The sequence below is a fragment of the Delftia sp. CH05 genome, assembly GCF_009827015.1.
GTDB classification, from domain to species: Bacteria; Pseudomonadota; Gammaproteobacteria; order Burkholderiales; family Burkholderiaceae_C; genus Comamonas; species Comamonas tsuruhatensis.
The window spans coordinates 57,276-69,991 of the sequence record NZ_WUMG01000012.1 but is presented as its reverse complement, the minus strand read 5'-3'; the positions used below and the strand labels follow the sequence as shown (position 1 = coordinate 69,991).

The window sequence follows — 12,716 nt, the reverse complement described above, 5'->3', positions numbered from 1 at the left end:
TCAGGCCAGCGCTGCGTCCGTGTCCATCAGGGACTTGCTGCCCGCGCGGGCCGTGCGCATCAGCGTCGCGGTCTCGGGGAACAGCTTGGCGAAGTAGAAACGCGCGGTCTGCAGCTTGGCCTGGTAGAACGGGTCGGTGTTGCCCTTGGCGATTTCACGCAGCGCCACCTGGGCCATGCGGGCGAAGAAGTAGCCGAACACCAGGTGGCCCGCCACACGCAGGTAGTCCACAGAGGCGGCACCCACCTCGTCGGGGTTTTGCATGCCCTTGAAGCCGATCTCGGTGGTGAACTTGGTCATCTGGTCGCCCAGGTAGGCGATGGGATTGATGAACTCGGCCATCTTCTCGTTGACGCCCTCTTCCTCCACCAGTTGCGCCACCAGCTTGCCGAACTTCTTGAGCGATGCGCCCTGGTTGCCCAGCACCTTGCGGCCCAGCAGGTCCAGCGCCTGGATGCCGTTCGTGCCTTCATAGATCATGTTGATGCGCGCATCGCGCACGAACTGCTCCATGCCCCATTCGGTGATGAAGCCATGGCCGCCATAGACCTGCTGGCTCATGGTGGTGGCCGTCCAGCCGTTGTCGGTGATGAAGGCCTTGACGATGGGGGTCAGCAGCGCCACCAGCTCGGCGCTGTCCTTGCGCACCTTTTCGTCTGGGTGGTTGAACTCCTTGTCGATCAGGAAGGCGCAGTAGGTCACCAGCGCGCGGCCGCCTTCGGCATAGGCCTTGGCCGTCAGCAGCATGCGGCGCACGTCGGGGTGGACGATGATGGGGTCGGCCGGCTTGTCCTTGGCCTTGGTGCCCGACAGGCTGCGCATCTGCAGGCGGTCCTTGGCATAGGCCAGGGCATTCTGGTAGGCCACCTCGGTCAGGCCCAGCGACTGGTTGCCCACGCCCAGGCGGGCGGCATTCATCATCACGAACATGGCCTGCAGACCCTTGTTCGGCTGGCCCACCAGGGTGCCGATGGCGCCGTCGATATTGATCTGAGCCGTGGCATTGCCATGGATGCCCATCTTGTGCTCCAGCGCACCGCAGAAGATGGGGTTGCGCTCGCCCAGCGAGCCATCGGCCTTGACCACGAACTTGGGCACCACGAACAGGCTGATGCCCTTGGAGCCCGGGGGCGCATCGGGCAGGCGGGCCAGCACCAGGTGGACGATGTTGTCGGTGAAGTCGTGCTCGCCAGCGCTGATGAAGATCTTGTTGCCGGTGATTTTGTAGGTGCCCTCGGGCGCGCCGGCCACGGGCTCGGCCTTGGTGCGCAGCAGTCCCAGGTCGGTGCCGCAATGGGGCTCGGTCAGGCACATGGTGCCGGTCCACTCGCCGCTGGTCAGCTTGGGCAGGTACAGCTTCTTTTGCTCTTCCGTGCCATGCACATGCAGGGCCTCGTAGGCGCCGTGCGACAGCCCGGGGTACATGGTCCAGGCCTGGTTGGCGCTGTTGAGCATCTCGTACAGCGCCGAGTTCACCGCAAAGGGCAGGCCCTGGCCGCCATAGGCCGTGTCGCAGGACAGCGAAGGCCAGCCGCCTTCCACGTACTTCTGGTAGGCCTCCTTGAAGCCCTTGGGCGTGGTGACCTCGTGGGTTTCCTTGTTCAGCACGCAGCCCTCGGCATCGCCGCTGATGTTCAGCGGAAACGTCACATTGGCCGCGAACTTGCCCGCCTCTTCCAGCACGGCGTTGATGGTGTCGGCATCGACCTCGGCATGCGCCGTCATCTGCCGGTAGTCATCCGTGACCTTGAACACCTCGTGCATGAGGAATTGCATGTCGCGCAGGGGCGGGTTGTAGCTGGGCATTTGTCTTCTCCTGTGTTGGCGGGGTTTGCAGTGGATGCGGTGAAAACGGTGAAACTGAAAAATCAGGTCGGGCTGGCGTAGCGCGCCAGAATGCTCTCGAAGCCGTCGATGGCGCGCTGCATGGAGCCTTCGTTGCGCAGGAAGCGCGCCTCGTAATGCAGGGCCAGGATCAGGCCGTGGATCTCGAACAGCAGCTGGTTCTCGTCCAGGTCGGCACGCAGGTCGCCGCATTCGCGGCACTGCACGATGGTGCGGCGCATGGCTGCGTGCCAGGTCTGGACCGAAGCCGTCAGCGCATCGCGCACCGGCCCCGTGCGGTCGTCGAACTCCACGGCGCCGCTGATATAGATGCAGCCCGAGTCCAGCTCGATGGAGGTGCGCTTCATCCAGTTGTCGAACAGCGCCCGCAGACGCGCCACGCCGCGCGGTGCCTGAAGCGCCGGGAAGAACACTTCCTGCTCGAAACGGTCGTGGTATTCATGCACCACGGAAATCTGCAGCTCCTCGCGCGAGCCAAAATGCGCGAACACGCCCGACTTGCTCATGCCCGTCAGCTCGGCCAGAGCGCCGATAGACAGGCCCTCAAGGCCGATGTGCGTGGCCAGGTTGAGGGCAGCCTCCACAATGGTGGTCTTGGTCTGCTGACCCTTGTGCAGCGCGCGGCGCGGCGCGGGCGCAGCCGCTTCGTGCACGGAAGAGCCGGCCTTGGGATCGGCATTGGAGTTGGTCGGAGAGCGAGCGGTGCGGCGTGGGGCGGAAACGCTGGACATGCGAAATTCTTGTTAAAACGAACGTTCGTGCTATTTTGCATGGAAAGCTTGTCGCGGCGAAGACATGCGGGGGAAAACACCTAGCTTGTGGGCAGGCGCAAAAAAGCCGGCAGGTGCCGGCTTGGTTGGTTGTCACGCCTCAGAGCAAGTCATGCCTCCACGGCAAATACCTTGATGCCCTTGAAGCGCATGTGGCGTTCGGGAGGAAGGTCGGAATTGACCATGGCTTCGGTCACTTCCCAGACCCGACTGTCTTCGAAGTGGACAGAGAAACGGATGAAGCCCTTGGCCATGGAGGCCAGCACCACGCGCTCGCGGCCATCGCGCGACCGGATGGGCAGTCGAAAGCTGTCATCCTTGGCCAACACCTGCGCGCCTGCCCGCAGCTCGGCAGAGAAGGCCAGCGTGGCGCCTACCGGCACCGTCGCATCGGTAAAGTCGGGAGTATGTACAAAGTCCTCCTTGTCGGCCGCGATGCCGGTGATGACGATCTCCGGCATCGCGGGTTCGGGCACCGGCTCGGGCGGGGCCTCATAAGGCAGTTCGACCCAGGCCAGGCCCGTGAAGTTGCTGCGCGGGCGGCCCGGTGCGTCGTGGGTCTGCATGTTGTCAGGCGGCAGCGTGGTCGTGCGCTCGCTGGGCGACGTGGCCATGCCCACATACCAACCCCACAGGTCATATTCGTAATTCATGCGGCCCCCTGTTCGTAGTAGAACTCACGGTCGTTGTCGACGTCGGATAGCAGTCCCATGCCTTGGGTCCCGAGAAACAAGCCCTTACCAGGCTCCAGGGCAAAGATGGGGGTTGTCACATCGACTACCCCTGTTCGAGGGACGAATGCTGGGGGGAACAAGCGCCAGTTCGCCCCAGCGTCGTATGAGGCCACAAGGCGTAAGCGGCTCGCATTGGCGTTGTCCAGCGTCACGGCCCGCGCATAGATCACGCCGTCCAGCACGATTGCGCTCGTGATGCTCTGGACATCTTCTCCATCAAGCAGGGGCAGCAGTTGGACCTTCAGGTCGAAGTTGTGCCCATCTTCGGACGTTGCCGTCCACATCCGCTTCCCCACCGCACCAAACAGCACGAACTTTGTGCCGACCGCAATGCCCTGATTGAGCGCGGCCGATGCTGCTGATACCGTGTTGCGCAGCGCGTTGAACCCGGTGGAGCTGATGAACGAGGCCCCGGAGTCTGACACTGCAGCGTTGATCCAGGAGGGGCCTGCTCCAGACAATGCCAGATAAGCAGACCCGTTGAAAAGGAATTTATGCCATGGGTCTCCCGAAGGCATGGGCGTGTTCAGCCAGGTATCTGTCCCTGCGACGGACCTGTAGCAGTAGGAGAGGCCGGTCGACGTCTGCTGACCAAAAAAGAACCCACCGGCCCGGCTGATCGCGGCCACGGCTTGAGCGCCAGCGGGCGCCGTGAACGACACATCATTCGTGCTCGCGCGCAGGCCGTATTGCGGTCCATCGACATAGCTGACGACGATGGTGCCGTTGTGCTGTGCCAAGCCCTGGATCGTCCCGGTCGTCACAAACCTGGACGTGATGGTGCGCAGGTCCGGTGTCGTGTAGAGCGTCGTGGCAGTGGCGACGGCATACACGCGGCCGTTCCACACTGCTCGAGTTGGAACCCCTAACGAAAAATTCGGCAGGAAGCCCTGGTGCGCCTTGAACATGTTTTCCACGCGCACACTGGCTGCAGGCAGCTTGCGCTCCTCGCCGCTCCAGATGCGCCGGCGCATGAGCGCAGCCGGTTGGCCATACAAGGTATTGAACGAAAGCATCAGATCCACCCCAGGGTTGCGGTTTGTGTAAAGGTGCGGTCGGCGAAGCGCGAATCCAGCACCAAGTCGTCCTCGATACCGGAGAACTTGCCGCCGTTGCGGCGCAGCACGGGCGTCAGGGCGTTGGAGCGGTTGGTGACGCGCAACTGGTCCTGAGGCGCGGCGCCTGCAGGCATCAGGCACACGCACAGGGGATGCGTGACCAGATAGTGCATGCCGACGATGAGCTGGTGCGGCCCAGCTGAGGTCAGATCCTGCTGCGGCATCGACATGGGAGAGCCTGACAGCCGCCAGCCGGCAGGGTCCTGTGCGGGGTCAATGGCGCTGGCTGAGAGCCCCACTTGTACACGCCGATAGGTCAGCAGCGAGATAGGCGACCAGACTGCATCGCCCTGGGCATAGTTGCCCGGCTCCCAGCGCTGCGCCCCGGCGACCAAGGCGGCGTTCTGTGCGCTAGTGGCCGAAGCTGCGGCGGCAGCCTGGGCGGCGTTCTTATTGGCTTCAACTGTCTGCAGTGCCTGGACTAGTTCCGCAAGAAAGGTCTTCAGCCAACCGGCCAGACCCGCTGTCCAGCTTCTGAAGCCGGAAAGCCAATTCAGGTAGACATCAGTCTTGACGTCGAATACATCCTGCGGGTCGGTTCGTCGGTTGGGTATCGACACTCCTTCATCCGGTGGATCAGGTGGTTGCGTGAAGTTCATCGTCTTCCAGTCCTTCAATGGTTAGGTTGCAATCGGAGAAGCCATGGGCCACCAGTACCTGGTCGAAGCCCGTGATGTAGCCATACGTGGTGAGCACGCTGTAGCCTCGCGCACCTATCCATACGACCGGCCTGGCGCGGTACGCCAAGATTTCGTTGCGCACGCGCTCGTACTGCGTGCCGTGAACGAGTACCTGCAGCTTCAGGCGATCGCTGTATGCGCCGGGCTCGGCTACCCAGCCCCCCCAGTCGTCGCGCTTCTTGAGGCTCCAGTCGTCAAAACTGATGGAGGGTCGCCACTGTGTGTTGCCCAGCCACACGGCACGACCGATGACTGCCTCCGCACAGCGCGCCTTGGCCCCACGGTTGCTGATGCGAATCGTGATGGTGGCCTGGGTGTATGCCGGCAGACCCGTAAGGGAGAACTTGTGTTCGCGAGCGATGGGGGCGAAGAAATAGTTCCAGTGGGAGTTGCCCGACGGCTTGAGCATGAGTTGCGCGCCACTGTCGAATACGTCGCCATCGACGGGATCGCGCATCAGCACTTGGACCGTGTGAGCCTGAATACCCAGCAGCTCGATATCCGTCACGATGCAACCTGGCTTGATCTGCACCTCAATCAGGTCGTCAGCCTCCGTGTAGGAACCCAGACTTGCATCGAACATGCGCAAGCGGTTTTCCACACCGCGCCGTTGCCATTTCCCTTCGGACGTTGCTGGAGCATTGCCCGTATTGCCTGCGACCAGGGATCGCCAAATGAGTCCTGTGACGTCAATGATCTCGTCACCCAGGGCATACGTCTTGTTGACCATCCAGGGCGCCAGTTCACTGGGTGCAACGTTTGTTGTCATATTGGAAAGCGTGACGGCGATGGGAGGCAGAAAGCCCATGCCTTTCGTGAATGCGCCATTCGTGCTCATGCTGCGACCCTCCGCTTGATACCCAACGCATCGGCCTTGCGTGCCAAGCCCTCCATGCTGTGCAACAGCACAATTTGCTGACGGCCTATGTCAAAGATCAACTGATGCAATGCCTGGATCTGCCTGGATGTTTCACCGCCCCCCATTCCGGCGAACAGTTGCTGGGTTCTCTGTGCGCTGTAGATGCGCGATGGGCCGGTGAATTCCAGCTCAGGCCCCAATTCGCCGACCATGCGCACGCCTCCGGCGTGATCGCCACCTCGCGCGAATCGGGGGATTCCCATCTGGTCTAGAACAGCATTCACGTCGCCCAGCGCATAGCCTCCCAGATTCGCGATATCTTTTGCCGTCCCGCCAGCCGCCTTGATATCTCGCACCAAGCCTGCGACATCCCCAGTCCCCTCGTACCTGCGATAGGTCTCAGCGATGCGCTTTGCCCGATCAGCGCCTGAACCATCTCCACCGCCAGGGCCGAAGCCGCTTTCGCTCTTGCCGTCAGCCCCGTCCAGATCGCCTGCGCTGCCATGGCCTACACTCTCCTTGAGCAGTGCCGCGCGGAATTCCGCCCATGCGAGATCGGACGACAGCAGCCGCGTGTCGATGCCACGCGCTATGTCCAGCGCCTCCTTCTCGGTCTTGAGCAGCCGGTCCAACGCATCGACCTGGCTTTTTTCCTGCTCCAGAATCAATTCATCGGCAGACAGCTGCTCGCCCGCCGCGTCATGCAGCACTTCGAGCTTGTTGGCCAGGATCAACTGCGCGGCCTCATAGTCCAGGCGCGAGCGGAAGTTGCCCGAGGAAATACCGCCGCGCGCAGCCGAGACGGCCTCGCCGATGTCAGCCGATTCGGGCAGATAGCCCGTGCGCCGGTACGCAGCCAGTGCCTGGTCAATGACCTCGTTGGCTCTGGCCAAGGCCATGGCCTGGGTGCTCTCGATCTGGCCGCGCAGTTCGACGACATGCCCGCGCAAGGTGTCCATGAGGGCGCGCTCGGTATCCACGCGCTCCTGCGCGACATCGATGCGTGCCTGTATGGCCGAGCGCTCCGCATCGACGGAACGCTGCAGCAGGCTCCACGCCGCATCCGTATCGGCCTCGTTCTTCTTCTTCGCCTCCTGCGCTTGCTCCTCCTGCTTGCGCTTGGCTTCCTCGGCCTGTTTGGCCGAAGCCGCCGCAGCATCCTCGGATGTCTTGGTAACGGCCTTGAACGTGTCGTTGAGCTTGAGCAGCTCGGCAGCGGTCTCGGCCGAAGACTTGCCGGTGCCGCCGATATTGCCGATCAGCTTGTCCATACCGGCAGTGAAGTCGGCCAGCGACGTGCTGGTGTTCGCCAGGTTCTCGAGATCGGCCGCGAGTTTTCCGATATCGCCAGAACCTTCTTCCAGGGTGGTGCTGGCCCAGTCCTTGAAGGCGCCAGTCTTGGCCATGTCCTTGAGGCCTTGCGTGCCCTGGACCTTCGAGATGGCGTCCTTCAATACCTTGGCATTCGCCTCCTCGGAGTTGGCTGCCTTGAGCTTGTCCTCCACCAGCGTGCGGAACCGGGCCTGGGCGTCATCGGCGTCCAGGTCGATGTCCACGCCCAGGTCCTTGAGCTTGCTGCCCATCTCGCGCTTGGCGATGGTCTTGCGCTCATCCTCGCTGTAGAAGTTCTGGTAGAAGCTGCCCGCGTTGGCATTCAGCGCCTCGATGCCGCCCGAGGCCTTGATCAGGGACTCGAAGGCCAGGTCGGTCAGGTCGGCAAAGCCCGTGATCTTCTTGCCCAGTTCCTCGAAGGAGCGGCCGATCAGGTCAATGGTCTGGAAGGCTGCCTGCAGAGCCTCGACATTGGGTGCTTCGCCCAGCGAGTCCAGCGTGGTGCGCATCCAGCTGGGCAGGTCCGCCTTCTTGAGTTCGGACACCAGCAGGGAACCGGTCTGGCCCAGGAAGGCCTTGTAGGCCTCTTCCGGGTTGTTGCCCAGCGAGCGGTTCTCGAAGCCGGCCAGGATCATGCCGGTCGTCTTGTCGATGATCTTGGCGTAGCCGTAGGCGTCCTCGTCGGTGTACTTTCCGTTGGCGGCAAAGCCGCCCACCAAGTCGATGTCGCGCACTCCGCCCGTGGCGTACTTGCCCAGGGATCCGTAGACCAGGGCCAGTCCGTCCAGACTGGTCTTGAGCTGCTTTTCGATGCCATCGCTGTGGCGGCGTGTCAGATCGTCGTACCAGTCGCCTGCCGCGCGGCCAAACAGCTGCTCGGCCGCCTTGTCATTGCCAATGCCGGCCGTGCTGTAGGCCGCGCCGCCATGGTTGGCGCCGCGGGAGCCGAAGGCCTTGTCGAGCGCTCCACCGAGGAAGCTGCCGATCATCGAGCCGATGCCCGGAAGAATCCAGGTTCCCACCGCCTGACCCACAGCGGCTCCGTACTGTCCTTGGGACAGGCTGTACAGGCTTCCCAGGTAACCGGCAGCAGAGCCAATCCCTCCCTGGAAACCGGGAATGTCTTTCAGCCAGGTGTCGAACCGGCCCACGGTCTTGCCCAGGTCCTGCAGTGCTTCACCGGCCATGTTCCAGCCATTGGACATGAGCTTGAGTGCGGATTCATTCAGGTACTTCTGCGCCGAGGTGCCCCAGGTGGACCAGTCCGTCAATCCACCGCCCAGGCCCGTGCCCTGCGCATCACCAGCGCCCGCTGTTCCCGGAGCACCGCCTTGACCGAGGAAGTTGCCGACGAACCCCCTGAGCTGAGCGAAGACAGGCACGAGAAACGGCCGCGCAAACGCCTTGTACATCTCATCGGCCACAGAGGCCTTGAACGTCGCACTCAGGCTCTTGGTGAAGGTACGCCAGCCTTCGGTGCCGTTGGCCAGCATGTCCGTGAAGCCCTTGCGGAACATCTCGTCCATCTGGTCGACCGATTTCTGGGTCTCCTGCATGCGGACACGTTCGGCAACATTGGCCTTGGCTTGGTTGGCTGCGGCCGTGGCGTCGTCCTTGAGTTTCTGGGCGCCAGCCGCATCATCCGGATTCTTGGCCGAGATGTCTTCGAGCTTTTTCTTGAGCTCGATCGCGACCTGGTATTGCTCCAGCGCGATCTTGCGGTCGCGTTCCGACATGGCTGCCAGAGACTGCTCGAACTGCACCGCCTCACTGGCCGCCTTCACGCTTTTGGTGTACTCGTCCACCTTGCTGGCAGACTCGTTGTAGCCCTTGACCCGGGCGAGTTCGCGCGTGGCCTCGGCCTCTTTGCCAACGGCCTCGGCGACCTCCCTGGAGCAGCGGACACTCTCTTGCCCGGCCGCGTTGTCTTCCATCTCCGCGATGGTCTTCTCGACCTGCTCCTGGCGCAGTTGTCCCAACGCCTCACCGGTCAGGCCAATCGCGCGCGTTTCCTGCCGGGCGAGTTCCAGGTTCTTTTCGGCCAGTCCGGCCTTGGTCTGGTGCTCCTTGACGAGTTGCGCCACCTCCTGCTGCCTTTTCTGCAGTTCCTGATCGCGCTTGAGCTCCTCATCGTCCTGCTGCGTTCTGGCTGGCACGGCCGGTGGCGCGTAGCTGACGGTGCGGGGTACCGCAGGCGGCTCTTTCTTCTGCGCAGGCGCGTCAGTTTTCTTGCTTTGCTCCTGCGGCTGTGGCTGTCCCACCAGCGGCGGATTGATGAACCCGCGGCCGCCGCCTGCATTGCGCTGACCCTGTGCCGCCATCAATTCGCGCTGCACCTGCTGCAATTTTTCGACCAGGCGCTGGGCATCGTCATGGGCCGTGCGCACCCATACATTGCGCGATGTCGCTGCCCCCTTGGCCTGCAGCATCTCCAGTTCAGCCCTGGCGCGCGGAAGCTCCTTGGCCAGATAGGCTGCCTTTTCCGCATTCGACTGGAAGGCCGTGCTGATGTATTGCAAGCCCACCGCGCGCCCGGCGATGTTGCCCAGGCCGCTGCTGATCTGGCCCAGGAAGCCCGACCCGTTGTCACGCGCCCGCGACATGGACTCCGAAAAGGCGTTCATGTCGTTGGCCGCTGCATTCATGCCAAAGGAGATCATCTGGCTGATGCCGGAATCTCCCACGGCGGACTTGAGCTTGTCCCAGGCGTTGGCCATGCGTTGGGTGCCGGCATCCAGCCTGTCCGCCGCCTTGTCCGTCCCCTCTCCCAGGGAGCTTTGCAGCGCCTGCGAGAAACGGGGCAGAAAGTCCTGCGTCACGACCTCGCCGGTCTGCAGCATCTGGGAGAACCGCTCCTGTGTCACACCCAGGGCCTGAGCGCCGACCAGCGCCGCCTCCGGGATATGTCCCAGTTTCTCGCTGAAGTCCGACGCGCCTATCGTCCCCTTGCCCATCAGGTCGAGTACGGCTGCCAACGAGGCATTGCCCTGCTCCACGGAAAGGCCCATGGCCGCGTTGGCCGAGGCAATCCCCGTGAAGATGGCCTGCACCTGCGCGCCCTCCAGCGCCGTACCTCGCGCCTTGGTGGCGAAGTCGGCGTAGGCCTGGCCGGTGGCATTGAGCTGCAGGCCCAGCCGATCGGCCAGGGCCGTGACATAGGCCAGTTCCTGCGCGCCCTTGCCGCCGGTGGCAAGGTCCAGCCGTGTACGCAAATTCTCTGTCTGGGCACTGGCCGTGTAGAGCGCCTCTCCCACCTTGGCCGCCGAACCCGCCACTTCCAGCATGGCATTGGCGCGGCCTGCAATCTTGCCCATGGAAGTAGACAGGCTCTCGATATCGACGCTGGCACGCGCCGACACAAGCGCCGTGTCCGTTGAGGCACCTGCGAACTGCGACATGCCGGCATACGCCTGCTGCAGCTTGCCGTGGAGTTTGTCGAGCTCCTGGGAGAACTGGGCATTCTGCGCACGCAGCTCGCTCAGGCTGGGCGTCTGGGCGATGCCTATGCTTTTGACCGCTGTACTCATGCTGATCTCTGTTCGGTATGCTTGACCGCTTGTGTTTGTCTTGAAAGGCCGGAGCCGAGGCCCCTATGCCTCAGCCCCGGTTGAGCTGGCGCAGCGCCTGCGCCTCCAGTACCTGCAATTGCGCGAAGACCTCGCCGCGCTGCGCGGCGGGCACCGCGTAGCGGCGCATCACGATCTCGGCCCCGGCGTAGTCCAGCCCGTCCCAGTGCCACTGGCCCCAGGGCGTGGCCGTCCTACGCCATTGGGTGGAGCAGCCGAGGTACACGCTCCAGGCCATCGCATGCTCCGGCCACAGTTCGTAGTCCTCGGGGTGCTGCCGTTGCAGATCGCCGGGCACCATCCGGTCGGGGTCGATCCCCATCTGCGCGCACTGGGTGCGCAGCTCGTCGTCTACGAGATAGCGGTCTGCGCCGTCGAGGCCGAGGTGATGCCGGACAGCGCCACGGAGTTTTTTGTGGCGGCATCCCGCTGGTGCACGTTGAGTCCGTCGAACCAGGCCACGGCCATGGCCTGCTCCAGTCCCGGGTAGGCCTCCTCGGCCGCCAGGCGCTCGTCGCGGCTGTAGGGCACGGGTGTTCCTTCGTCGCCCAGCATCCCCTCCCAGCCCACAACCACTTCGTCGAGCAGTTCAGGGATGGTCATGCGCCGTACCTCCTGCGAGCCATCGGGCTGCGTGGCGGGCTTGCCGACGACGATGAGTTCATTGATCTCGTCGCGCCGCGCCTTGCCCAGGCGCTTGAACACGACGGCAAAGTGATGGGCTCCGAACCTGCCCTCATCGACGGGCAGGTACAGCGTTGCGGGAACGGAGATGGTGGGCTTGAGCCCGGAAATCTTGACGGCCATGGTGATCCTTGGATGTGTAGTTGTCAGGCAGGGAGGTGAGGCGTCAGATCTCGATGGACCATTCGTCGTTGCCCGCGTCGGAGGGAATGAACGACAGGGGGATCGTGATCATCTGCACGCCATCGCTGTCGCTGTAGGTCGGCTTGCCGATCTGGGCGCGCGCGCTCTTGAAACTGACGGTGTTGGTGGCGCCGGGGCCATGCTTGAGCGTGACGGGCACGATGGCGCTGGCGCGCGCCAGGCCGATCCAGTCCTTGGTGGCCACGCTGGTGTTCTCGAAGGTGACGCTGCCCGTGGACTTTCGGTCCGTGATTTCCACGGTGTCCACGTTCATCAGGTCGCGCTTGACCACCTGGTTGCCGCACTTGAAGCTGAAGGCGCTGCAGGCCACCGCCAGGCCGTCGAGGGTCAGTTGGGTGTTGGTCTTGTTGACGCCCAGGGGAGCGACGAAGTCGCTGTAGTCCACTGCCGGCAGGGCCTCATCCACGGCGGGGACGAAGGAGCCCGTGAACTCGAACTTCCACTTGGGAATGGCCTTGGCATCGGTGCTGAACTCCACCTCGCCGCGTGCGCCATGCATCTTGTAGAGGGTGCCGTCCACGTTGCCGTAGATGGTCACGCTCTGGATGCCGTCGGTCACGGGAGAGAAGACTGTCTTCACGCCAGTCTCGGTGCTGGCGCTGGCGGCACACGCACGCAACAGGTCGGTCACGCCGGGACGCTCGCCCGCTGCGGCCACACCCGCGAATTCCACGGAGAACGCCACCTTCTGGTATTCGGTGACCAGGGTGCTGCCGCTGGAGCCGAAGAAGGGACGGATGTTGTTGCGCTCGACCACGTCGCCCTCGATGGGGGTGAGGGTCACGTCGCTGACCAGCATGGCATTGGCCGCCAGCGGTACGACGGCCGTGCCGACAACGGTTTCAACCAGGGCCAGGAGGGCCATCTTGCGCATGATCTTTGCTGCCATTTGGAAAATCCTTTGAAGAGATGAGGAAAGGTTTC

10 protein-coding genes are annotated in these 12,716 nt (G+C 63.3%); all 10 read right to left on the bottom strand.

The genetic code is table 11. From position 1 onward, the window contains the following. Positions 1-1,806, bottom strand: a complete 1,806-nt coding sequence (locus tag GRX31_RS12330; RefSeq protein WP_016446432.1) for an acyl-CoA dehydrogenase C-terminal domain-containing protein — start codon at positions 1,804-1,806, stop codon at positions 1-3. Positions 1,807-1,868: 62 nt separating this feature from the next. Beyond that, entirely contained in the window at positions 1,869-2,576 is a 708-nt protein-coding gene (locus GRX31_RS12325; protein WP_160852928.1) for a TetR/AcrR family transcriptional regulator, read from the bottom strand. 149 nt (positions 2,577-2,725) lie between these two features. Further along, positions 2,726-3,268, bottom strand: a complete 543-nt coding sequence (locus GRX31_RS12320; protein WP_016446434.1) for a hypothetical protein — start codon at positions 3,266-3,268, stop codon at positions 2,726-2,728. After that, a complete protein-coding gene (locus GRX31_RS12315; protein WP_016446435.1) occupies positions 3,265-4,365 on the bottom strand; it encodes a hypothetical protein in 1,101 nt (366 codons plus the stop codon). Before GRX31_RS12315 ends, GRX31_RS12320 begins: the two co-directional genes overlap by 4 nt. Then, positions 4,365-5,066, bottom strand: a complete 702-nt coding sequence (locus GRX31_RS12310; protein ID WP_016446436.1) for a hypothetical protein — start codon at positions 5,064-5,066, stop codon at positions 4,365-4,367. Before GRX31_RS12310 ends, GRX31_RS12315 begins: the two co-directional genes overlap by 1 nt. Next, a complete protein-coding gene (locus tag GRX31_RS12305) occupies positions 5,044-5,985 on the bottom strand; it encodes a hypothetical protein (protein WP_016451810.1) in 942 nt (313 codons plus the stop codon). The genes GRX31_RS12310 and GRX31_RS12305 overlap by 23 nt, the downstream gene beginning before the upstream one ends. Continuing rightward, positions 5,982-10,865: a tape measure protein gene (locus GRX31_RS12300; protein ID WP_160852926.1), complete on the bottom strand. Its 4,884-nt coding sequence runs from the start codon at positions 10,863-10,865 to the stop codon at positions 5,982-5,984. Before GRX31_RS12300 ends, GRX31_RS12305 begins: the two co-directional genes overlap by 4 nt. A gap of 70 nt (positions 10,866-10,935) precedes the next feature. Further along, entirely contained in the window at positions 10,936-11,205 is a 270-nt protein-coding gene (locus GRX31_RS12295; protein WP_237426668.1) for a DUF1799 domain-containing protein, read from the bottom strand. A 50-nt stretch (positions 11,206-11,255) separates the two neighbouring features. Beyond that, on the bottom strand, positions 11,256-11,711 hold the full coding sequence (locus GRX31_RS12290; RefSeq protein ID WP_012203259.1) for a hypothetical protein: 456 nt from the start codon (positions 11,709-11,711) through the stop codon (positions 11,256-11,258). 43 nt (positions 11,712-11,754) lie between these two features. Continuing rightward, on the bottom strand, positions 11,755-12,681 hold the full coding sequence (locus GRX31_RS12285; RefSeq protein WP_012203258.1) for a phage tail tube protein: 927 nt from the start codon (positions 12,679-12,681) through the stop codon (positions 11,755-11,757). Between the last annotated feature and the right edge of the window lie 35 nt (positions 12,682-12,716).